This is a genomic window from Oceanisphaera profunda (assembly GCF_002157895.1).
Classification (GTDB): Bacteria; Pseudomonadota; Gammaproteobacteria; order Enterobacterales; family Aeromonadaceae; genus Oceanimonas; species Oceanimonas profunda.
Genome location: NZ_CP021377.1, coordinates 2,890,012 through 2,913,339, shown reverse-complemented (window position 1 = coordinate 2,913,339; position 23,328 = coordinate 2,890,012). Strand labels below are relative to the sequence as shown.

At 51.4% G+C, this 23,328-nt stretch carries 23 protein-coding genes; all 23 read right to left on the bottom strand.

The annotated features are described in order from the left end of the window. Positions 1-61: 61 nt before the first annotated feature. On the bottom strand, positions 62-1,273 hold the full coding sequence (ccmI, locus tag CBP31_RS12915; RefSeq protein WP_087037935.1) for a c-type cytochrome biogenesis protein CcmI: 1,212 nt from the start codon (positions 1,271-1,273) through the stop codon (positions 62-64). A 1-nt stretch (position 1,274) separates the two neighbouring features. Beyond that, a complete protein-coding gene (locus tag CBP31_RS12910; RefSeq protein WP_087037932.1) occupies positions 1,275-1,742 on the bottom strand; it encodes a cytochrome c-type biogenesis protein in 468 nt (155 codons plus the stop codon). 4 nt (positions 1,743-1,746) lie between these two features. Beyond that, positions 1,747-2,280, bottom strand: a complete 534-nt coding sequence (locus tag CBP31_RS12905) for a DsbE family thiol:disulfide interchange protein (protein ID WP_087037929.1) — start codon at positions 2,278-2,280, stop codon at positions 1,747-1,749. Beyond that, entirely contained in the window at positions 2,277-4,262 is a 1,986-nt protein-coding gene (locus CBP31_RS12900) for a heme lyase CcmF/NrfE family subunit (protein WP_087038767.1), read from the bottom strand. Before CBP31_RS12900 ends, CBP31_RS12905 begins: the two co-directional genes overlap by 4 nt. Positions 4,263-4,276: 14 nt before the next feature. Next, a complete protein-coding gene (gene ccmE / locus CBP31_RS12895; protein WP_087037926.1) occupies positions 4,277-4,771 on the bottom strand; it encodes a cytochrome c maturation protein CcmE in 495 nt (164 codons plus the stop codon). Further along, on the bottom strand, positions 4,768-4,974 hold the full coding sequence (gene ccmD / locus CBP31_RS12890; RefSeq protein ID WP_087037923.1) for a heme exporter protein CcmD: 207 nt from the start codon (positions 4,972-4,974) through the stop codon (positions 4,768-4,770). The genes ccmE and ccmD overlap by 4 nt, the downstream gene beginning before the upstream one ends. Continuing rightward, positions 4,964-5,710, bottom strand: a complete 747-nt coding sequence (locus CBP31_RS12885; RefSeq protein ID WP_087037921.1) for a heme ABC transporter permease — start codon at positions 5,708-5,710, stop codon at positions 4,964-4,966. Before CBP31_RS12885 ends, ccmD begins: the two co-directional genes overlap by 11 nt. A 213-nt stretch (positions 5,711-5,923) precedes the next feature. Further along, on the bottom strand, positions 5,924-6,592 hold the full coding sequence (gene ccmB / locus CBP31_RS12880; protein WP_087037919.1) for a heme exporter protein CcmB: 669 nt from the start codon (positions 6,590-6,592) through the stop codon (positions 5,924-5,926). Next, on the bottom strand, positions 6,589-7,224 hold the full coding sequence (ccmA, locus tag CBP31_RS12875; RefSeq protein ID WP_322348439.1) for a cytochrome c biogenesis heme-transporting ATPase CcmA: 636 nt from the start codon (positions 7,222-7,224) through the stop codon (positions 6,589-6,591). The genes ccmB and ccmA overlap by 4 nt, the downstream gene beginning before the upstream one ends. A gap of 955 nt (positions 7,225-8,179) precedes the next feature. Then, entirely contained in the window at positions 8,180-8,581 is a 402-nt protein-coding gene (locus tag CBP31_RS12870) for a DUF2802 domain-containing protein (protein WP_087037915.1), read from the bottom strand. After that, positions 8,581-9,069: a chemotaxis protein CheW gene (locus CBP31_RS12865; RefSeq protein WP_087037913.1), complete on the bottom strand. Its 489-nt coding sequence runs from the start codon at positions 9,067-9,069 to the stop codon at positions 8,581-8,583. The genes CBP31_RS12870 and CBP31_RS12865 overlap by 1 nt, the downstream gene beginning before the upstream one ends. A gap of 19 nt (positions 9,070-9,088) precedes the next feature. After that, a complete protein-coding gene (locus CBP31_RS12860) occupies positions 9,089-10,087 on the bottom strand; it encodes a chemotaxis protein CheW (protein ID WP_087037911.1) in 999 nt (332 codons plus the stop codon). Next, on the bottom strand, positions 10,084-10,869 hold the full coding sequence (locus CBP31_RS12855; protein ID WP_087037909.1) for a ParA family protein: 786 nt from the start codon (positions 10,867-10,869) through the stop codon (positions 10,084-10,086). Before CBP31_RS12855 ends, CBP31_RS12860 begins: the two co-directional genes overlap by 4 nt. Beyond that, complete coding sequence (locus CBP31_RS12850) at positions 10,866-11,801, bottom strand: OmpA family protein (protein ID WP_087037906.1); 936 nt, start codon at positions 11,799-11,801, stop codon at positions 10,866-10,868. Before CBP31_RS12850 ends, CBP31_RS12855 begins: the two co-directional genes overlap by 4 nt. Then, positions 11,798-12,541, bottom strand: coding sequence for a flagellar motor protein (locus CBP31_RS12845; protein WP_087037904.1), 744 nt, complete (start codon positions 12,539-12,541; stop codon positions 11,798-11,800). The genes CBP31_RS12850 and CBP31_RS12845 overlap by 4 nt, the downstream gene beginning before the upstream one ends. 1 nt (position 12,542) lies before the next feature. Continuing rightward, the gene (locus CBP31_RS12840; RefSeq protein ID WP_087037902.1) at positions 12,543-13,754 is read right to left on the bottom strand and encodes a protein-glutamate methylesterase/protein-glutamine glutaminase; all 1,212 of its coding nucleotides are present in this window, start codon (positions 13,752-13,754) and stop codon (positions 12,543-12,545) included. A gap of 26 nt (positions 13,755-13,780) precedes the next feature. After that, positions 13,781-15,928, bottom strand: a complete 2,148-nt coding sequence (locus tag CBP31_RS12835; protein ID WP_087037900.1) for a chemotaxis protein CheA — start codon at positions 15,926-15,928, stop codon at positions 13,781-13,783. A 9-nt stretch (positions 15,929-15,937) separates the two neighbouring features. Then, positions 15,938-16,687, bottom strand: a complete 750-nt coding sequence (locus CBP31_RS12830) for a protein phosphatase CheZ (RefSeq protein WP_087037898.1) — start codon at positions 16,685-16,687, stop codon at positions 15,938-15,940. Positions 16,688-16,700: 13 nt separating this feature from the next. After that, on the bottom strand, positions 16,701-17,072 hold the full coding sequence (cheY, locus tag CBP31_RS12825) for a chemotaxis response regulator CheY (RefSeq protein WP_442020043.1): 372 nt from the start codon (positions 17,070-17,072) through the stop codon (positions 16,701-16,703). A 723-nt stretch (positions 17,073-17,795) separates the two neighbouring features. Next, positions 17,796-18,518 (bottom strand): RNA polymerase sigma factor FliA, encoded by a 723-nt coding sequence (locus tag CBP31_RS12815; protein WP_087037894.1) that lies wholly within the window; start codon positions 18,516-18,518, stop codon positions 17,796-17,798. Then, positions 18,502-19,386, bottom strand: coding sequence for a MinD/ParA family ATP-binding protein (locus CBP31_RS12810; protein ID WP_087037891.1), 885 nt, complete (start codon positions 19,384-19,386; stop codon positions 18,502-18,504). Before CBP31_RS12810 ends, CBP31_RS12815 begins: the two co-directional genes overlap by 17 nt. Beyond that, positions 19,379-20,932, bottom strand: coding sequence for a flagellar biosynthesis protein FlhF (gene flhF, locus CBP31_RS12805; protein ID WP_087037889.1), 1,554 nt, complete (start codon positions 20,930-20,932; stop codon positions 19,379-19,381). The genes CBP31_RS12810 and flhF overlap by 8 nt, the downstream gene beginning before the upstream one ends. A gap of 59 nt (positions 20,933-20,991) precedes the next feature. Next, entirely contained in the window at positions 20,992-23,094 is a 2,103-nt protein-coding gene (flhA, locus tag CBP31_RS12800; RefSeq protein WP_087037886.1) for a flagellar biosynthesis protein FlhA, read from the bottom strand. Positions 23,095-23,328: the final 234 nt, after the last annotated feature.

Here is a 23,328-nt window from a genome sequence, read left to right as displayed (position 1 = left end):
ATCGTGCAAAACCGGCCACAGGGGCCGGTTTTATCAGTAAATAGCCTGCAAAGGCTAACAATTAGAGTTCGGTGTCAATCACCACCATCAACTCTCGGTCTTTCGCCGTGCTCAGTACGCCACTGCGCCCTTCCCAAGCGCCGGTTTTATCGGTCACGTTACCGCTTGGTGCTAAACGTGCCTTGATGATCACGTTATCACGACCGTTCATATTAACATCTGGGCGCATGGCGTCCTTGTTAGACAAAGTCAGCGTGAGCGGGAACGACGGGTTCTCAATGCGCTGGGCCACTAATGGCACATCATCACCCGCTGCATCCATGGCGTACACAAATAATACCGCAGCCGGATGATACGGCGTGTTAGTGCTGGTATTCACTTCCACTTGGTAACGAGGCCCGGTAATGGGCGCCTGATCATCTTCTGCTAAACGTTCTTTGGCATAGTCGACCGAGCGTTCAATCATGGCGTAACGCGGATTATCCGGTGCCATGCGCTTTAAAATTTGCTCCCAGCGGGCGATGGCGGCAGTTAAATTATTTTGCTGCATGGCCATAAAAGCAAACACCGACCATGCTTCCAGGTTATTCGGATCTTTAGCCAATGCTTGCTTGATCATGCTCTCGGCGCGCAGTTCTTCACCGCTAATGGCTAAGGCTTCTGCATAAGGCACCATCACTTGCTCTGGATCGTCAGTTAAAGTCATGGCTTTCTCGAAGGCATCACGGGCGGTTTCACCGTCGCGCATTTCCAGCGTTAAGCGACCCAGCAGCAACCAACCCCGAAAGTCATCGCCATCGGTATACAACTTAGTGCGCAGCGCTTGGATCAAGTCCATCATATCTTGTTCGGTCACATCGCCATCTGGCTCAAGCAACACTTTCTGCGTCAGTTCACTTAAACGGCCACTGTTGTGCTGCCATTCTGATACTCGGTCATAGGCACCAAACTGGAAATAACCCAAATACCCCACCAATACTACTATCAGCACCGCCGGCAACCACAAATACATGCCGCGCTTATAGTGCTGAGGCTGTTCGACGACCACATCGTCCAGCAGGCTTTTTTGTAACTCTTGAGTGGCTAATTCACCCTCTTCCAGCAAGCCTTGCTCGCGATCGTCTTCTAACTCTTGTAAGCGCTGCTTATAAAGCTCGGTATTCAGCTGATTACGGCTGTGGCTAGACTCAGCGCGCCCACGGGTGAGCGGCAAGATAATAACCAGCGCCAAAATCAGCGTCAGCAAGGCGCTGCCAATCCAAAATAATATCATATTAATTCTCTTTGTCTTTTTTCAGCAATTCATTTAAGCGCGCTTGTTGCTCTGCACTCAGCGCGTTATCGGCCAAGTTACGTGGCTGCTTACGCGTGCGCCTAATGACAAGGAAAATGCCCAGCAAGATCACTATCACAGGACCAAACCACAAGATCATGGTTGACGCCATAAAAGGCGGCCTATAGAGAATAAAGTTGCCATAGCGGGCCACCATATAATCGATGACATCTTGCTTGCTGTTGCCTTCGTGCAACATCACATAGGTTTTGTCACGCAAGTCTTTGGCCAGCTCCGCATCCGAGTCGGCGATGTCTTGATTCTGACATTTAGGGCAACGCAGCTCGCGAGTCAGCTGATGAAACACCTTTTCTTGCTCGGGCGAGCTAAATTCATAGACATCAATCGCGGCCATGGCGGGCGTAACCCACAGGCTCATTAATACGATCAACATAGAGCATAAACGCATGGCTTTACTCCATCTGCTCAAAAATTGGCTTTACCGTCTGTTGCCAGACTCGGTCGTTTAAATCACCCACGTGGCGATAACGAATAATGCCTTTACTGTCGATAAGAAAGGTTTCCGGCGCACCGTACACGCCCAAATCCAGCCCTAACATGCCGTCGGGATCATACAAGTCGATGGCATAAGGGTTGCCGAGGTTTTTTAACCAGCGCAAAGCCTTAGACCGTTCATCCTTGTAGTTCATGCCGACAATATAAATATCTTCCTTGGCCTGTAGCTCATTTAAGAACTCATGTTCCGCCCGACACGTAGGACACCAAGTGGCCCACACGTTAAGCAGCATCGGCTTGCCGGTAAAAATAGTGCGACTGTATTCTTGAGCAGGGTTTTGCAAAGAGGTCAGTGCAAACTCCGGCACGGGCTGGTCCAGCAATACCGACTCTAATTTTCGTGGGTCGGAAAACAAGCCCTTAAACAAGAACACACAGCCCAGCAAAAAAATGATCAGCGGGATGGATAAAATTAATACCCGGCGGTTCATAGCGCCTCCTGCTCTTTTTTACCGGTAATAGTTTTACTGGCAAAAGTTTTACCGCCAATGCGATAGCGTTTGTCCACAATGGCAATGATGCCACCGATGACCATAAACAAAGTACCGAACCAAATCCAACGAATAAAGGGTTTGTAATACAGACGCACTGCCCAAGAGCCATCGTCTAACTCTTCACCCAATGCCGCATACAAGTCACGGGTAATACCGGCGCTAATGGCTGCTTCAGTCATCGGCATGCGCTGCACTAAATACAGGCGTTTTTCAGGCTTAAGCGGTGGCAGCACTTTGCCGTCTTTGCTGACCGCAATCACCCCCTTAAAGCCTTGATAGTTAGCGCCGTCTGCGTGTTTGGTGCCTTCAAAGGTGAAGGTATAACCAGAGAAAGTCACGCTATCGCCAGTGGCCATGCGCACGTCTTTTTCAATGCTATACAGCTGAGTACAGCTGATGCCAATAATGGTCACCGCCATGCCTAAGTGGCCGAGGAACATGGCCCAGTGGCTGTTGCCGAGTTTGCGAATACCGGTGCCAAAGCTGTGCCTGTGGGTGGCGCGCACCCAAGTTTCTTGCACACTGGTGATCACAATAAAGGCGCCCAAGCTCAAGCCGATAGCCGCCCACACTTTAAACTCTTCAGCAAAGTACCAAGGCAGTGCCACACCAATGGCGGCGGCCGCCACCAATGCCAACACTAATTTGCCATTGATCTCTTTCATGCTCTGGCGGCGCCAGCGAAACAGCGGTGCGGCACCCATTAACAGGGCAAAGGGAATAATCAGCCAAGCATAAATGCCGTTAAAGAAAGGTGCACCAATGGAGATACTACCAAGGCCTATTTCTTTGTGGATCAAAGGCAAGATAGTGCCCACCAGCACCACAAATAGACCGGCCATCAGCATGATGTTGTTACCCAGCAACATACTTTCGCGACTGGCTAATTCATGCTTACCGTGGCTTTTAACTTGAGCGCCTTTAATGGCGTACAGCAACAAGGAGCTGCCCACCACCAACATAAAGAAGATTAAGATAAACAAACCACGCGTAGGATCTGAGGCAAAGGCGTGTACCGATACCAAGACGCCTGAGCGCACCAAGAAAGTACCGAGTAAGCTCAGTGAGAACGCCATAATGGCCAGCAATACGGTCCACGCTTTAAAGGTGGCGCGCTTTTCAGTAACCACCAGTGAGTGGATCAAGGCGGTGGCCGCCAACCATGGCATAAAGGAAGCGTTTTCTACCGGATCCCAGAACCACCAGCCGCCCCAGCCTAGCTCGTAATACGCCCACCATGAGCCCAGTGCGATACCTGCAGTGAGAAATATCCAAGCTGCCATGGTCCACGGGCGTGACCAACGGGCCCAAGCCGCATCCAATTTACCGGTCATCAATGAGGCAATGGCGAAGGCAAACGCCACCGACAAGCCCACATAACCCATATACAACATAGGCGGATGGAAGATTAGTCCAGGGTCTTGCAGCATGGGGTTTAAGTCACGACCATCGATCGGGAAAAACGGCAAGGTACGCGCAAAGGGATTAGAGGTGACAATCACAAACAGCAAGAAGCCAACAGCTATCATGCCCATTACGCTTAACACCCGCGCCACGGCATCCAGCGGCAAGGTGCGACTAAAACGCGCCACGGCTGCCGCCCAACCCGCGAGGATCAGTACCCACAGCAGTAAGGAGCCTTCGTGGGCACCCCACACCGCAGAAATACGATATTCCAGGGGGAGTAAGCTGTTGGAGTTAGAGGCCACATAAATAACGCTAAAGTCGTGGTCGATAAAGGCCCAAGTTAAGCAGCCAAATGAAAACAGCAAAAAGCCAAACATGGCATAAGCCAAGGGGCGCGCTAGCAACATCATGCTGGCGTTACCACGAGAGGCGCCAATTAGCGGATAAATACTTAGGATTAAACTCGCGGCCAGCGCGAGTATCATACTAAATTGCCCTAATTCGGGAATAATACCTAGGGTGGAGCTCATGAACGGCTTCCTTTGATTTGCTCTGGGGAATACTCGGGTTTCACATGCTCAATTCCCTTGAGCGCCTCGGCCACTTCCGGCGGCATGTATTCTTCATCGTGCTTGGCCAGTACTTCAAAGGCGGTAATGGTGCGGGCATCTGCTAAATGCCCTTGGGCCACTATGCCCTGCCCTTCTCGAAATAAGTCCGGCAAAATGCCTTCAAACACCACGGTAATCTCTTCACCGCCCGCATCCACCAAATCAAAGCTGACTTTTAAGCTTTCTTGGTCACGGCTCACCGAGCCTGGCACGACCATGCCGCCAATGCGCAAACGCTGGCCCACTTCGGGTTTAACCTTAGTATCGCCTTTGCCTTGTACTAATTCAGTAGGGGTATAAAACAGGTCGATATTTTGCTGCAGGCCGTACAGTACTAATCCGGTCATCAGCGATAACCCCAACACCACTGAGACCAGCAGTGCCATGCGCTTCTTACGTCTAGGATTCATAACGTATTCTCCAACTTCTGAGCGGCCTTACGACGTTCTGCCCGTTGCTGCTTTTGTTTAACGCCACGCAGCAGGCTTTTTTTCGTTGCCAAGGTTGACCACACAATTGCAAGCAATATGGCCAAGGTGAAACCAAACGACAGCCACACATAAAAGCCGTAGCCGCCCATGGCCCAAAATGCTGACCAAGTATCAAATTTCATGTTCTTTCTCCGCCAACTGCAGCACCCAAGGGCGATGCGACTCGCGTCGGATTAATTCATTGCGCAGGCGCATCAAAGTCACGGCACCTAAGAAGGCACTGAAGGCTACTATCATCAGCAGTAACGGCCACAACATATCGTTGGCAATGGAAGGCCGGTCAAACTTAGTGATGCTGGCTCCTTGGTGCAAGGTATTCCACCATTCTACCGAGTAGTGAATGATGGGTAAATTAATCACCCCTACCAACGCCAAAATGCCCGCCGCGCGCCCCGCCAATACTTTATCGGAAATGGCGTTATATAAGGCAATCACGCCTAAATATAAAAATAACAAAATAAGCTCAGAGGTTAAGCGTGCATCCCACACCCACCAAGCGCCCCACATAGGTTTGCCCCAAGCGGCACCGGTAAATAAGGCAATGGCGGTAAACACCGCACCCACGGGCGCAATGGCAGCCACCGCCATATCCGAGGTTTTGATCTGCCAGACCAAGCCCACGAAGGCGGCAATGGCCATGGACGAATAAGCGCCCATCGACAAAATAGCAGCAGGCACGTGAATATAGATAATGCGAAAGGCATCACCTTGCTGATAATCCGCCGGCGCATAGGCCAAGCCCCACACCAAGCCAACGGCGAATGTCACCACACTGAGCGCGGCAAACCAAGGTAGCCATAATCCTGCGAGCCGATAAGCCTGCTCAGGTTTAGCGTAAGGATGTAACCATTTCCACATAGTGCTCACAGACCCTATTTAGTATTAGTTATTGTTCACTGACTTATGCCGTTAAGACCATTGGCGCTTGTAGACACTGTACGTTTAAACATTGTGCGTTTTAGGCGCTTGTACACGTCGGCACTTGTATATTTAGGCACTTGTACACGTCGGCACTTGTATATTTAGGCATAAGATATCGTATATTGGCCGGGCAAAACACCTTAACCCAGCCTAGTTAACGCTCACTCTCAAGGCAGAGGCGATGGCAAATGGTGCCAAGGTAATACTGCCCACTAACATGGCGGCTAAAATTGCCAATTGTCCGTCATAAGGCACTCCAAAATTTGCCGCATCTATGGCCGAAGTGGCAAAAATCAACACCGGAATATACAGCGGTAGCGTCAATAAACTCAACAATACCCCGCCCTTACCAATGCCAACTGTCAGCGCCACGCCGATGGCGCCCAGCAAGCTTAAGATCGGCGTGCCCAACAATAGCGTCCAAAATACCGCCTTAAAGGCCACCATATCTAAGCTCAGTAACACCGCCACCAAGGGCGATAACAGCAACAAGGGTAAACCGGTTAAAAACCAGTGCGCCACCACTTTAGCCAACACCAATACCGGTAAAGGACAGGGCATCAGCATTAATTGTTCCAAGGTGCCGTCTAAAAAGTCATCTCTAAATAAGCGCTCCAGCGCTAATAACGACGATAACAGCGCCGCCACCCACACAATACCCGGCGCAATACGCGCTAATTGCGCAGGCTCAGGGCCAATCCCGAGTGGGAACAAGGTGATCACGATAATAAAAAACCACAAGGGGTTTAAGATGTCCCCACGCCGGCGCAAGGCCGAGGTTAACTCTCGGCGGAGCACACCGCTAAACATGGCTCTCATGCGGGCTCCTCTTCATGGGGTGTCATCTGCAAGATACGGGCACGCTGTGCCGACAAAGACAAGTCTTGGTGGGTAGTGATCAGCACCATGCCGCCTGCGGCGGTATGATCCAACAGCAATTGCTCCAGCACCTTCACCCCTTGTTTGTCGATGGCGGTAAAAGGCTCATCTAAAATCCACAACTTAGGGCCGCCCAGCCACAATCTGGCCAAGGCTACACGGCGCTTTTGTCCCGCCGACAGCTGGCCCGCGGTTTGATCTTCCAGACCCGCTAAGCCCACTTGCGCCAAGACATCCCACAAATTAGCGTCACTTTGGCTGTGGTGCATGCGCTGAAAGAACGCTAAATTTTCCAGTGCAGTCAGCTCATGTTTAATGCCCGCTTGGTGGCCCAGATAGAGCAAGTCTTGGTGATACTCGTCTCTATATTGCTCTATGTTGTTGCCCTGCCAATAAATCTCGCCGCCATAAGGGCGCGACAAGCCCGCCAGCAACCGCAATAAGCTGGTTTTACCTACCCCATTTGGGCCTGCAACCTGCACCAGATCACCGGGCGCTAAGCTCAGCGATAGCTCGCTAAACAGCGTATGCTCCTCACGGACACAGGTTAAGCTTCTAGCTTCTAGCATAATTGACAACCATTTGTGGCAACCGTATGTGGCGAGCTTCGCCAGCAACAACATAGACCATTAAAAATGGCCGCCAGTTTAGCACAGAGCACTGATATATGCAGAAAGAAACCACGTGATAAAGCAAGAAGCGTGATACCGATAACCTTGTTAATGCATTGATCTTAATCCAGCTTTAAGGAAATGGAGCAACACATAAAACAGCGAAGCAAAGATATCGCGCAGCTAAAACCTGCAACGCAGGTTCTAGTGTACGAACCGACATTAGCTACCGCATGAAGATAACAATACGGCGGTATACGAAACATCGGAGTGGGGATGTGGCAGCGCCTACATACGCGTTTGAAGCAACGGAGGGATATTCACTTACTGCACGAATGTAGTCCCATGCTTCAGCCGCGAAATCCTGCGCAGCAGGATCTGGCGCACAAGTTCTACCCTTAGCCACGGCCTTTTCCCACGCTACGGCGTGGAAGCCACAAGCCGATCGCAGAGCGTTGACCGAACAGCACACCTCCACGCAGGAGCTTGTTCTCGCATTAGGCCGCAGGCGTAAATCTTTAAACCCGCCAGCTACGCTGGCCCCGCGAACAAGTTGCGGGCTACGAGGTACGTCTTTTGTAGGTGGCATGTTGTAGGTAAAGAGTATGAGCCACGGTTTGTTTTGGTTTTTAGATTTTAAGACCATCCAGCTACGCTGGCCCCGCAAACAAGTTGCGGGCTACAAGGTACGTCTTTTGTAGGTGGCATGTTGTAGGTAAAGAGTATGAGGCACGGCTTTACACTGTTTATATTTATCGAACGGGGCCGTTCTATTTATTTAATTAAAAATTCAAAATTAAGCATTCAACATTGCTCTCACCATTCACATTAGCCACAAAGCAAAACACCGAGCGCAGGGCTCGGTGTTGGTCTTAAGCTAGGTGCTGGGCGCTCGGCGCTATCAGCTGTTTTTAAACTATTGCCGATGTAAGGTGATCAGCAGTTCAGCTTCGGCTCGGGGCATTTCGCACTCGGCCATGATTTCATCGATATCGGCGCCCAATTGCACCATGCGCGTGGCGCGACTGTACAACTTGCCTTGCGGATCTTTGAGCGCTAATTCTTGCTGTTGTTCGCTGAGTTTATCTTGTTGGCGATACAGCTCACCCACTTTATTACCCATGCCGATGTTTGCCGCCTGCAATTCTTCTATTTGCTTGCGATAACTTTCTCGGGTGCGGGTGAGCTCGCGCATTAATCGACTCATGGCCTCCAGCTTGCGCTGACTTTGTCGCCACATAGACCAGGCCACAAACAAGGCGACAATGCCGACTACCAAGGCCAGCGCCGCCAGAATAAAAGCAGGCTCAAACCACATTACAGTTGTCCCAACTCGTCCCACTCGTCATCAGACAATAACTTGTCTAAGTCGACCAAGATCAACAGCTGATCGTCACGGTTGCACACGCCTTGAATAAACTTGGCGCTTTCGCTGGTGCCCACGTTAGGGGCGGTTTCAATTTCTGATGATTTTAAGTACACCACCTCAGCCACGCTATCGACCATAATGCCGATCACTTGCTTTTCCGCTTCGATAATAACGATCCGCGTATTATCGCTAACCTCGGTCGTGGGCAGACCAAAGCGCAAGCGAGTATCCAGTACCGTCACTACGTTGCCGCGCAAGTTAACGATGCCCAGCACATAGTTAGGGGCACCCGGCACCGGCGCTATGTCGCTGTAACGCAGCACTTCTTGTACCTGCATTACGTTAATACCATAGGTCTCATTGTCTAAACAAAAGGTGACCCACTGCAATACTTCATCATCGCTAAGACTTTCAGCTACATTACGATTCTTGTTCATAGATTACCCTTATGCCTGCTCAGACCTGTTGTCCGTCAATATTCTTACCCTGCTCCAGTAGCGCAATCAAGGCGTCTACATGCAGTAAGGCACACATTTTTTCTTTTACCATGCCCGCCAACCAAGGTCGAGCACCGGGTGTCGCCCGCCATTTTACCTGATCTCGAGTTAATAGCGCCGTGCCTTTCAACTGATGACACCCCAAACCCCATTGGCTCTCGCCCAGTGTCACTAGGTATGCGTACTCTTCTTTCTCGGTATGGCCGGGCATGGCCCAGCGCGCCGTGTCTACCGCATAAATTTGGCGATCTCGCTCGGTTTGTACCCCCGCAAACCAGTGCGGCTTACCAAACAAGCTGGTCAGCTTAGACACTTGATAAATACCACCCAAATGGGTGAGCGGCACGGCAAAGGTCATGCCCGCTACTTCAAAAAATAACACTTGAAAGCTGTGCTCTGTGTCCATATTACGCCAAGCGGCGTCTTGGGCGGCCAATGCCTGTTCGCCAGCTAATTGGGCTTCCAGTTCAAGATCAACCGCGACCTCTGGTTCAGGCGCAATGATGGCCGGCGCAGCCATTGGTTCAGCTAACGACTCAGTTAAGAGCTCAACCTTAGGCTCGGGCTGCACCTCTTCAACTAACGGTTTAGGCTCTACTGATGGCGCTGGCTCAGCTAACGGCTCTGGCAATACTTGTTGTTGCGTGAGTGGCTGCGTGAGCGTTGGCAGTTCCAGAGTGCTGGCCGCCGCCTCTTCTTCTTTAAGCTCGGCCACCTGTGCTAACAAGGCCTCTAATGCTAAGCGACGTTCAGCCTCTGTCGGTTCTGCATAGGGCAACACAGGCGCGGGGGCGGCTGTTACTTGAGGCTCAAGTGCTAAAGCCGGCTTAAGCTCAGGCTCAGGCTTAAGTTCTGGCGCAAGCGCCACCGCTGGGCTTGCTTGTTCATCCAACCTTGTGCCCTCATCCAACAGGGCACCAAAATAATCTTCCAGTACATCGGCATAAGGCTGTTTCATAAGGCCGTCTCCACCCCATCAAGCTGCCACAAATAGCGCAGTAAGCCTTGATAAGCGAACACCCCCCGACTGCCTTTTACGTAATAAGAAGGCGGCTCATGGCGCAAGCTGGCATCACGAAATTTGGTGTCCACCGGAATACAAGACGGCCATAAGTTACCCTCATAATCCTGCTGTAAGCTTTCCAAACTGTGTACCGAGGCCTTAGTTCTTTGGTCGAACATAGTCGGCACCACCGTATATTTAAAGCCCTCTTTCTTGGCTCTGTGCATCAGCTTAAAGGTGCTGACCATGCGCTCTAATCCTTTGAGCGCTAAGAATTCGGTTTGTACCGGCACTACAATGCGGTCACAGGCGGCCAACGCATTGACCATCATTACGCCCAACACCGGCGGGCAGTCGATGATCACCACATCAAAATCATCTTTTATTTCCACCAATAAGCGCTTTAACACCAGCCCCATGCCCTCGCGGGTGCTGGAAGTACGCTCTAATGTGGCCAGCGAGATAGAAGCCGGCAATAAAGTTAAACCATCAAAGCGGGTGACCAAAGCCACCTTAGAAAACAGCTCCCGCGTCGGCCTCGGCGCTTGAAACAAATCGAACAGGCTATAAGGCAGGCTGTCCATTTCGTAGTTAAAATAGGAGGTCAATGAGCCGTGCGGATCTGTGTCGATTAGCAACACCCGTTTATTGCGCTGCGCCAGCAAACCGGCCAACGCCACCACGCTTGTGGTCTTGCCAACGCCACCTTTTTGATTTGCTACTGTCCAGACAATCACTGTGTTATCCCATCTTGTGTCGCACTAGTACCAATACGAATACCACCATTGGGTAACTCATATACTCTAAGCTCTGATTTTTGTCCTGAACCTTGGCCCAAACCTTGACCAGAGTCCGGTTCAGCACTCGGCTCTGTGCCCAAAGGTCGAGATGGCAAGGCCGTGGGCGCAAGCCATGTTTGCGTAGCAATCGCAATTTCTACGCGTCTGTTGTTTGCTCGATTTGAGTTAGTAAGAGCATCATCGAGTAATTGGCTTTGTTGCGGCCGAAATTCCCCAAACGCCTCCAAGCTTAAACGCGGGGCGGCGATGCCGTGACGCTGCAACCATTCCAACACGACTCGCGCCCGCTCGGCCGAGAGCTGCCAATTAGAGGCATATAACTCATTGCTCACCGGCAGATTGTCCGCATAGCCGCGCACCCGAATAAAATGATTCACCTCAGCCAAAACGGGCAAGGCCGCGTTTAAAATGGTGTCCGCATTACCACTGAGCAGCGCACTGCCACTGGCAAACACTAAGCGACCATCAAAGCTTAAAGTCAGCCAGTCACCTTCTTGCTCTAAGGCCAACATATTTTTCTCTAGCAAAGGCCCCAGTCTTAACTCCAGCTGTGCCTTGACGCTGGCTAAGCTGATATCCTCTGCCGTTAACGGATTGCCGGTGCCTTGTGCCTCTAATTCATCGGTGTTACTGACCATGGAATTGGCCGCTTGTGCCGGTTTGGCCTCACCGCTTAAGCGCACAAAGGCTTGCTCCATACCATCGAGCAGCGGTTGTTGTAATTCGGTTTTATTGGCATGCAGCGCATACAAGACCACAAATAGCGCAAAGGCCAAGGTCATGTAATCCGCATAGGACACCAACCAGCGATCCGCCCCCGTGGCGTAATGGCCGCCCCCCGCCCGCGTAGCCAGCGAGCGACGCCTCATTGGCGCTGACCTTGATATTGCGCCAATTGGCGGCTCACGCTCAAACTACTCTCGCCGCGTGCAATGGCCAATAAACCAATGGCGGTCAGCTCCCGATAACGCAACTCTAAGCGGTACACAGAGCGCAAACGATTCGCCAACGGCAGCAATAATAAGTTGGCCAAGCCCACACCATATAAGGTGGCCACAAAAGCCACCGCTATGCCTGTGCCCAATTGGCTGGGATCATCTAAGTTCGACATGGCTTGGATCAAGCCCAACACGGCACCAATAATACCGATAGTGGGGCTATAGCCGCCCATGGCTTCATAGACTTGGGCTTCCAGCTCTTTTTGTTCTTCGATGCGACTGAGTTCGTTATCCAGTAATTGTTCTAATGCTTGGGGCTCGGTGCCGTCTACTACCCATTGCAAGCCTTGGCGAGTAAAGTCATCAATCGTCGTCAACTCCGCTTTCGACTCCAAAGCTAAAAAACCTTCTTGGCGCGCCTGATGAGACCAATGCAACAGCCGCGAAGCTTGCTCATAAAAAGGCCATGGCTTGGCATTAAACAAGCCTTTCAAGGCCAGCACCGCCGCCTTACATTGCGGCCAAGGCGTTTGCAGTAACACGGCGCCTAAGGTGCCGCCCAGCACAATCAATAACGCGGGCCCATCCAGCAGCCCCCATAAATTGCCCCCGTGCCACCATTGCGCCACCACAATAGAAATCAGCGCCAGTAACAGCCCGGAAAACGCCATGTTAGCTGCTCATCTCATTAAGAATGGCTTCACCAATCAAGGGTAACGGCAGTGACTCAGATGCCAAGCCCGCTTTGGCGACCGCTTGGGGCATGCCGTACACCACGCAGGTTTCTTCGTCTTGGGCCCAAATGCTGGCACCTTGATCTTTTAACAATCGCGCACCTTCACGACCGTCCGCCCCCATGCCGGTTAACACCACCGCCAGCACCTTGCCACCATAAATTTTGGCCGCAGAAGCAAAAGTAATATCCACGCAAGGTTTGTAATTCACCTTATCGTTGCCATCTATAATGCGCAGCCGCGCCGCACCCGGACGCCCTTCCAGCAACATTTGTTTACCACCGGGCGCTAAATACGCACAGCCCGGGCGCAATGCATCGCCATCTTCGGCTTCTTTTACTGTTATCTGACACAAGGTGTTTAAGCGTGCGGCAAAAGCGGTAGTAAAGGTGCCCGGCATATGCTGGATTAACAGGATCGGATGGGGGAAATTGGCCGGCAAGGCAGTCAGCACTTTTTGTAGTGCCACCGGTCCGCCGGTAGAAGTGCCGATAGCCAGCAACTGATAACTTTTTCCGGTGCGCCTAGGCACCGTTTTACGCTCAACCGGCGCAGCTCCACTTACAGCCGCAGGCGCAGCAGTGCTAGCAAGCGTGCTGCGAGTAAGTGTGTTGCTTACAGTACGACCACTGGTAGCAAGCGCACTGCCCATGCGGGGTCTAGCCGCTAAGCCCGCCGAAGCCAATGTCGAGCGCGCAGCTGGCGCGGTACTGGTGGTCGCTCTAGCCTCAACTCTGGGCGCGATAAAACTGCGCCGACGAGCAATGGCTTTCACTCTTTGCTGCAGCAATAACATGGCTTCTTCTTTGCTGCGTGCAATATCTTCAAAGCGTTTAGGCAAAAAATCCATGGCACCGGCGTCCAGCGCATCCAGCGTGGCTTGGGCGCCATCATGGGTGAGCGATGAAAACATCAACACCGGCGTAGGTGTCGCTTTCATAATTTCACGCACCGCACTAATGCCATCCATGACCGGCATTTCAATGTCCATGGTGATCACATCAAAGCGTCCGGCGCGGGCTTTTTCAACGGCTTCAAGACCATTAACGGCCGTGTCCACCACGGTGAGCATGGGATCTTGTTCTAAGATCTCACTGACACGGCGGCGAAAAAAACTTGAATCATCAACCACTAACACCCGAATAGCCATTCATACCTCATGCTTGTTTTTATTATTTAGACGTAGCGCCGTGCGTAAGCTTTGATAAGGCCTGCGAGATCTAAAATCAGGGCAATGCCACCGTCACTGGTAATGGTGGCCCCCGCCATGCCTGGCGTGCCGTGTAACAGTTGGTCCAGCGGCTTAATCACCACTTCTTCTTGGCCAATCAGACCGTCGACTACAAAGCCCACTTGCTGATTGCCCACCGCGACAATCACCACATGCCCGCGGTCTTGACGCGCACGTCGCTCGCCTTTTAATAGCCAGTCTTGTAAGTAAAACAAGGGGATAGCGTGATTACGCACCACTATCGTCAGCTGACCGTCCACCATGCTGGTGCGGGTTAAGTCGAGGTGAAAAATTTCATCGACGTTGGTTAGCGGCAAAGCAAAGGTTTGCTGGCCCACTAACACCATCAGTGTCGGCAAAATGGCCAAGGTCAGCGGCACTTTAATTTGTAACGTAGTGCCTTTACCCAGTGCCGAGTCGATATAAATAGAACCATTCACCGAGGTAATGCCGGTTTTTACTACGTCCATGCCTACGCCACGGCCAGAGACATCGGTGATTTCGACCTTGGTCGAAAAGCCCGGTGCAAAAATCAGGTTATAGGCTTCGTTGTCGGACATACGCGCCGCGGCATCGGTATCTAAAATACCGCGATTAATGGCGATGCTCTTTAGCTTTTCTGGATCCATGCCGGCACCGTCATCTTCGATACCCAGTAAGATATGGTCGCCTTCTTGAGACGCGGTTAAACGAATGGTCCCCATGCGCGGCTTGCCGGCCGCCTCACGCAACTCGGGCATTTCAATGCCGTGGTCGCAAGAATTTCGCACCAAGTGCACCAAAGGATCCGCCAGTGCTTCCACTAGGTTCTTATCCAAGTCCGTGTCTTCGCCAACCATTTCCAGATTAATTTCTTTTTTCATGGTGCGGGCAATATCACGTACCACTCGTGGAAAGCGGCCAAAGACTTTTTTGATCGGCTGCATGCGGGTTTTCATCACCGCACCCTGCAAATCACCAGTGACCGAGTCAAGATTGGCCACGGTTTTAGAAATATTTTCATCATCATGATTGGCTTCTAAGCTCAGCAGGCGGTTACGCACCAATACCAGCTCACCCACCATGTTCATGATGTTATCGAGAATTTTGGTGTCTACCCGCACCGTGGTATCAGCCGCTGGGCTGTGTGCGGCCGCAGCCTTGGCGGCAGGCTTTTCTTCTGGCTTAGCTGGAGCACTCACTGCAGGTGCTGGCATGCTTGGCGCGGCCACACTGGCTTGCGGCTCAGCTTGCTCCACATTTACAGCTCTTTGTGCCTCACTCTCTACCTCATTCTCTGCATCCGTCGTAAAGGTCGGACCTTTACCAGAGCCGTGCAATTGATCCAGCAGAGCTTCAAACTCATCGTCATCAATCATGCTGTCAGTCGCGGCTGAGCTAGCAGCAACAATGGCTTCGCTGTTGGCAGGTTCATTCACTTCAGTGGCCGGAATACCGCTGTGTTTACCGGCACCGTGCAACTGATCTAATAATGCTTCAAATTCATCGTCGCTAATGTCGTCCGTACCATTAAGATCAATTGCAGGCGCGGCACTCGGAGCGGGCTGAGGAGTCGGACCCAGCTCATTTAACATTTGCTGATACTGAGCTTGGTCAAGGCCGGCAATGCCCTCCGCGGGTTCAGCGGCGGCAGCTTGAGCGGCGACCACTTGTTCTGAAACTAATGGCTCTGCAACCACAGGAGCGACCACTTCATCGGCGCTGGCCGGTCGGCAATAACGCTCCAGCTCGTCGAGCAATTCAGGCTCAGCGGGTGTCAGCTCTTCACGATTTTGCAGTTCGCTAAACATCAGGTTGACCGCATCCAAGGCGCGCAAAATCACGTCCATCAGTTCAGACGTCACCTGGCGTTGACCATTGCGCAAAATGTCGAACACGTTCTCGGCTTTGTGGCAGGTATCTACAAGCGCCGTCAGCGACATAAAACCGGCGCCACCTTTAACGGTATGAAAGCCGCGAAAAATCGCATTCAGCAAGTCTTTATCGTCGGGTTGGCGCTCTAGTGTCACCAATTGCTCAGACAGTTGCTCTAGAATTTCTGATGCTTCAACCAGAAAGTCCTGAAGAATATCCTCGTCTACCTCAAAGCCCATGTTCTCTCCTTAGAATCCCAAACTGGATAGCAAATCGTCTACGCCGTCCTGATCTGAGACCACATCATCACGATGTTCTTTATTCATGATTGGACCTTCGGCAATAATGTCCGCCACCTTCGCTTTTGCAGGCTCAGGTTGAACATCTTCCATACCGGGCAAGCGACCGAATACCGTTAAAATAGCCACTAACTTGGCTTCCACTTCTTGGACCAAGTTAATCACGCGCCGGATCATCTGACCGGTTAAATCTTGATAATCTTGAGCCATCAAAATTTCGGTGAGCAATTCTTTTAACTGACCTGCGTCTTTTTCCGAGTTCACTAAGAAACCATCGAGTTCAAAACACAAATTTTTAAATTTATTGAGCTCTAACTGACGCCCCATTAAATCGCGCCAGCCCGGCATTACACTGCCAATATTATGAGTTAAGCGATCGGCAATCGGCAGGCTCGCTTCTACCGCATCCATGGTGCGGTTCGCGGCTTTATCCGTCATGTCGATAACATAACTTAAGCGCTCGCGGGCATCGGGTATTTCACTTTCTGCCAGCTCAGGCAAGCGCGGATCGTTACGGAACTCTTGTAATGAGTCATGTAATTGGCGCGTTAACTGCCCTACTTGCTCCACCAAATCTTTGGCTTGGGGCATGCACACGCTAGTGAGATAGCGATCGGCGCCGTCTTGATCGCCTCGCTCTAACATAGCGACTAAAATGCGTGCTTGTTCTAGGCTGACCGTACTTTTATTGAGTGCCATCTAGCTGCCTTTTTTATCCAATGCGCTCGAAAACCTTCTCGAGTTTCTCTTTCAGAGTGCCCGCAGTAAAAGGCTTAACCACATACCCATTTACTCCCGCTTGGGCGGCAGCAATAATTTGCTCACGCTTAGCTTCTGCCGTCACCATTAATACCGGCATGTGCTTGAGTTTCTCGTCGGCACGAATGGCTTTCAATAGATCGATGCCTTGCATGCCCGGCATATTCCAGTCGGTCACCACAAAGTCAAAGTCACTGTTTTTAAGCATGGGTAATGCAGTAAGGCCATCATCCGCTTCAAAGGTATTATTAAACCCAAGGTCGCGTAATAGGTTTTTAATAATCCGACGCATCGTAGAAAAATCATCCACGATCAGGATTTTCATATTTTTGTCCAAGCAATTTCTCCTTCTTCAGCTACTCTAAGTGCTGAACATGGCTAGGGTCTGTTGACCTTTCGCGGTTAAATTTTGTTCGAGTTAAACGCGTTTTTATTGCGGCGAGAGGTGAGTAGCTTAGTCATTCTAAGCAAGCATCTCTCAACAAAAAGAAAAACGCGTTTAACCGAACCCGAAGGGCAGCACTTGTGGAGACTTTCTACTGCGTTATCGCCTATTTATGGAGAGTCACTACATGGCATAAGCTCTGCCTTGTATAAAGCTTCCATCAATTGCTGCAAAAACCATCTCGAAAGATCAATAGACCCTAATATATTAACTATATCGACCCAGTAAACCTTAACTTAAATCGTATATTGAGTGATTAGCATATTTAAATGGTGATTTAGTCTTGATAATGGTCATTTAACAAACAAACAACGCTCAACATAAGTAATACTGCATAACAGATGTGGATTATCACCCACCTTTCATAATCAGAGATTGCCGCGTCGTTGCACTCCTCGCAATAACGGAGTGTTGTCTTTGCGAGCGTAGCGCGGCAATCCATACTCCATACTACAGCGCGCACTACATATTCAGAGATTGCCGCGTCGTTACACTCCTCGCAATGACGGAATGTTGTCGTTGCGAGCGTAGCGGGGCACCATATTAGGCACTTTTCGTTCTTATCTCGTCTTTAGCTGGATACTTAGTGCTGGGCGCTGCTTTCTAGCCTTGCCAAACTTGTAATTTGGCCCGTAAACGGTGCATGGCTTGACTATGTATTTGACTGACCCGAGACTCGCTCACCTCAAGTATTTGACCAATGTCTTTTAAATTAAGCTCTTCATCATAATACAAAGACAATACCAAAGCTTCTCGTTCAGGCAAGGTCTTAATGTGTTGCGATAAGGCTTGTTGGAAGCGCTGTTTGGCCATGTCTTCAAACGGATTGCCCACATGTTGGCTCAGCTCTACTTTGCCATCGATGCCGGTTTCAAATTCATCCATTTCTAAGATTTTGCCATTGCTGGTATCGAGCAACATGGCATTGTACACCTCCATGCTTACGCCCAGCTCGTCGGCCACTTCGCGGTCAGTGGCATTGCGCCCTTCACGGCGCTGCACGGTATTAATGGCGGCGGCCACTTCGCGACTGTTTTTATGTACCGAACGGGGCACCCAGTCGCCACGGCGAATTTCATCCAGCATGGCACCGCGAATACGAATGCCGGCAAAGGTTTCAAAGCTCGCCCCTTTACTGGCGTCAAAATTACGGGTCGCTTCCAATAAGCCCACCATGCCCGATTGGATCAAATCGTCCAACAGCACGCTATCTGGCAAACGCGCCAATAAATGGTGCGCAATGCGCCTCACTAAGCCCGCATGGCGCTCCACCAATTGGTTGCCTTGTTGTCTGGCGTACACCAGCGCTTTATTCGCTCCTGACATCTGTCTCTGCCACCGGCGGTTTTAATAGATTTTCGATGAAAAATTGCAAATGGCCTCCGGCTCGCTCGGGGGCTGGCCAACTGATGGCTTTACTGGCCAACTGCTTAATGGCCATGGCCGACGGCGAAGTAGGATATTGATTAACCACCAAAGTTTGGCGGCGCACCGCTAACCGTAAGTTGCCATCAAAGGGCACACAGGCCACCAACTCCAGTGCCGCATCCAAGAATCTGTCGGTGACGCGGGTAAGCTTGGCAAACAACTCTTGGCCTTCGCGCTGACTGCGCACCATGTTAGCGACGATCTTAAAACGAAATACCCCGTAATCCCGGGATAATATTTTGATCAAGGCATAGGCGTCGGTAATGGAGGTGGGCTCATCGCACACTATTACCATCACCTCTTGGGCGGCGCGAGAAAAGCTCAATACCATGTCCGAGATACCGGCTGCCGTATCGACTAATAAAATATCGATGGGCGTTTTCATTTCGCTAAAGGCGCGTATTAAACTCACATGCTCCAGCGGCGACAATTCAGTCATTGACTGATTGCCCGAGGTAGCCGGAATAATCATCATGCCTTGCGGGCCTTCGACTAATACCTCATCAAGGCTGCATTCGCCGCGCAATACGTGTGACAAATTACGCGTCACCCGAATACCCAGCAACACATCGACGTTGGCCAGACCTAAGTCCGCATCCAACACCATCACCTTTTTGCCCTGAGCTGCCATGGCCGAGGCCATATTCAGCGTGATATTAGTTTTGCCCACGCCACCTTTGCCGCCGGTGACTGAAATAACCTGTACTCTGCTGGTTTTTTGCATAAGCCGCAGTCCACTTGCTTGGTCTTGAAACCAATTATTCATAAAAACGGCCATCCTCTTCATCGGATTCTGAAGATTCCCAATAATAGGGTTCTTCTCGACGCTGTTCTACGTTGCCCAATGCCTGCTTGACCAACTCTTGTCCGTTGGCCAACCGCAAGTCTTCTGGCACCCGCTGCCCGTCTGTGATGTAGCTAATAGGCAAGCTATTTTGAATGCTGATATCTAACACATCGCCCAACGACAAACTCTCATCTAACTTGGTGAGAATGCAGCCCGCGAGCGGAATGCGACGAAAATGATCCACCGCCTCCTGCAATACCCGCCGCTGTGCCGTAGCGGGCAACACTAAATAGTTACGAATTTTGATCTGCTTATCACCCACTAGGGTGTCGAGTTGCTCGTTCAAGCGTAAATCGCGCTGGCCCATGCCCGCGGTGTCAATTAACACCAAGCGTCGATGGCGCAGTTGATACAAGGTTTGCGCCAATTCTTGATAAGTACGCGCCTGCTTCACTACCACGCCCATAATGCGGCCATAGGTCTGCAACTGTTCGTGGGCACCAATGCGATAGTGATCAGTGGTGATCAAAGCAATTTGGTCGGCGCCATAACGGGCGGCAAAGCGGGCCGCCAGCTTAGCAATGGTGGTGGTTTTACCCACACCAGTGGGCCCCAGCAGTGCCACGGCACCGCCTTGGCGTAAAATTTCATCTTCACCGGTTAGCAATTGCTGATTCAGCGCAGTTTCAATCTGGCTCCAAGCCTCATGGGCCGGTGCTTGCTCGTTAATGCGCATGGCTAACTGATCGGCAAAACCATCGCTAAAGCCCAGCTCATTCAATTGCTTAATCACCAAGGCGCGCACCGGTTCACGACGTTCCACTTCTTGCCACATCAACCCTGATACTTGGTGTTCGAGTAAGCGGCGAATACTGGCAATTTCTTGGCGCATGCCCTGCAGTTCTTTGTCTTTGGCAGATTCTTTGCGCTTGTATTCGCGACTGTCGTGCAACTGCGGCTGAGCAGAAGAGAGGGGCTGACTCAAGGTTGGCTCGCGGCGGCCTTCAGCTCGTTCTGCACCTCGGCCCTCACGTCGACCATAACCGGCGGCTTGACTGTCTAGCGCGCGGCGATCGGCTAGCGGATTATCTAATGGCTCACGCCCAGCGCCACGTGTAGTCTCGCGCTCCGCATAACGCCTTTCATCACGCCCGGCTCGCAGGCCCGCCGTGAGTACAGATTCGGTGGCCAATCGCGGATCATTCCAGTCCACTTGCTCGGCTAAGGTTTGTGGTGACGGCACTTGGCGGCCGCGCATTAACAACGACTGCAAGGTTTCCGCTTGTTGCTGATCGTTCAAAGGGGGCACAAATTGACGCGCATGTGACGATATTTTGACATTGTCGTCATGCAAAGGTCGTTGCAGTGGCGTAACAGGAACTTCGTCGTCGTCCACCGCCGCCACTATCTCAATGCCGCCGGAGACTTTTTTATTGGACATGATCACCGCATCATTGCCCAGTACCTCTTTTACTTCGGCCAAGGCAGAGCGCATATCTTTTGCAAAAAAACGTTTTATTTTCATTTAGCTTTCACCCTGTAACTGGCCACCGCGTCACTGTCCACTCTGCTCTTGTTGGCTTTCTACTGTTGCTGGCCACCCACCGACGCCACAATGCGGATTTGCCGGTCATCAGGTACTTCCTGATACGAGAGCACCCGCAAACTGGGAATGGTGTGTTTAACAAAGCGCGCCAAGGTGGTGCGCAACATGCCCGAGGTCAGTAATATGGCTGGCTGCCCTTCCATCTCTTGATTTGCTGCGGCCTGTGCCAAAGATTGTTGCATGCGCTCGGCTAAACCTGGCTCTATGCCGCTGCCCTGAGCGCCGCCTGCTTGTAATGAGTTCTGCAAGATTTGTTCCAACTCCGGCGCCAAGGTGATCACCGGCAATTCCCGCTCGATGCCCGCTATCTCTTGCACCATAAAACGGCGCAGCGCAATACGACAGGCCGCCGTTAAAACTTCCGGATCCTGACTCTTGGTCGAGTACTCGGTTAAGGTCTGTAAAATGGTGCGCATATCACGAATGGTCACCCCTTCATGAAGCAAGCTTTGCAACACTTTAGTCACCAAGCCTAAGCTCATCACATTGGGCACTAAGCCTTCCACCAGCTTAGGTTGATTGCGCCCCACTTGATCAATCAAATTTTGTACTTCTTCATGGCCCAGCAATACCGAGGCATGGTTAGTCAGCAACTGACTTAAGTGGGTGGCCACCACAGTTGCCGCATCCACCACCGTATAGCCCAAGCTTTGCGCTTGCTCTATTTGGTCTTTAGCAATCCAAGTGGCTTCTAAGTCAAAGGCCGGATCTCGGGTGTCTATGCCTTGCACCGGACCAAACACTTGGCCCGGGTTAATGGCCAGCTCTCGTTCAGGATAAATCTCCGCCGAGCCTGAGCTGACACCCATCATGGTAATTTGATATTGGTTGGGGCCAAGCTCTAGATTGTCGCGAATATGCACGGCAGGGATTAAAAAGCCCAACTCTTGAGAGAGCTTCTTACGCACGCCTTTAATGCGGCTCAACAATTCGCCCCCTTGGGCTTGATCCACCAGGCTGATTAACCGATAACCCACCTCTAAACCAATGGTGTCCACTTGGGCCACATCGTCCCAGCCCAGCTCTTTGACGTCTGTGCTGGGTGCGGGGGGCGCGAGCTCTTGTTCAACTAACTCTTGGGCCACACGGGTATTGCGCTTAGTGGTCCACCAAGCGGCAAAGGCCGATAAACCGCCTAACAGCAGAAACGCAAAATGCGGCATGCCGGGCACTAGCCCCATAATGATCAAGATGCCCGCGGCAATCGACAATGCCTTGGGTTTATCAAACAGCTGGCCCAACATGGCTTCACCCATGTCTTCGCTGTTATTTTGGCGGGTAACGATAATGGCGGCGGCAATAGAGAGCATTAAAGAGGGGATTTGCGCCACTAAACCATCACCGATAGTGAGCAAGGTATAAATTTTTGCCGCTTCACTAAACGACAGCCCATGCTGGGCCATGCCGATAATAAAGCCGCCAATAATATTGATAAACAAGATCATAATGCCGGCAATGGCATCACCTTTTACGAACTTAGAGGCACCGTCCATGGAGCCGTAAAAGTCCGCTTCTTGGGTGACTTCAGCGCGGCGACTTCTGGCTTCATCTTGGTTAATTAAGCCGGCGTTTAAGTCTGCATCTATCGCCATTTGTTTACCGGGCATGGCGTCCAGCGTAAAGCGCGCGCTCACTTCGGCAATACGGCCCGCACCCTTGGTTACCACCGCAAAGTTGATGATCATCAAAATCAAAAACACGATTAAACCAACCGCATAGTTGCCGCCGATCACCACATTACCAAAGGCTTCAATAACGTTACCCGCCGCCCCCTCGCCCATGTGCCCTTCTAGCAGCACCACTCGGGTTGAGGCCACGTTGAGCGCCAGCCGCAGCAAGGTTGCCACCAATAACACAGTCGGGAAAGCGGCAAAGTCCAGCGGACGTTTGCTATATACCGCCACCAATAAGATGACCAAGGCGAGAGAAATATTAAAGGAGAACAGCACATCGAGCAGCAGCGCAGGTATGGGTAACACCACCATGCCCAGTGCGGCCAACACCAATAATGGCGTACCTATGCCCTTGCTAAACCAAGTAGACCAAGGCCCGAGCTGTTGAACTTTGTCCTTAAATGCCATTACCACTAACTTGTCACTAAAGAGAGATAGCTATAAACATGCAAGAATTGAGCCAAACAAAAAAACGCCGTACGCGTAGCCGGCCGTCTCTTTGGTAAAGAGGACTTCGCCGGGCCAGCGCAGCTGGCGGTTTTTAAAGCTAACATAAAACCGCGGCGAATAAATTGCCGCCTACAAAGCCTTTAGCCGGGCCTGCGCAGCTGGATGGTTTAAGACAAGATCCTGATGGGCATC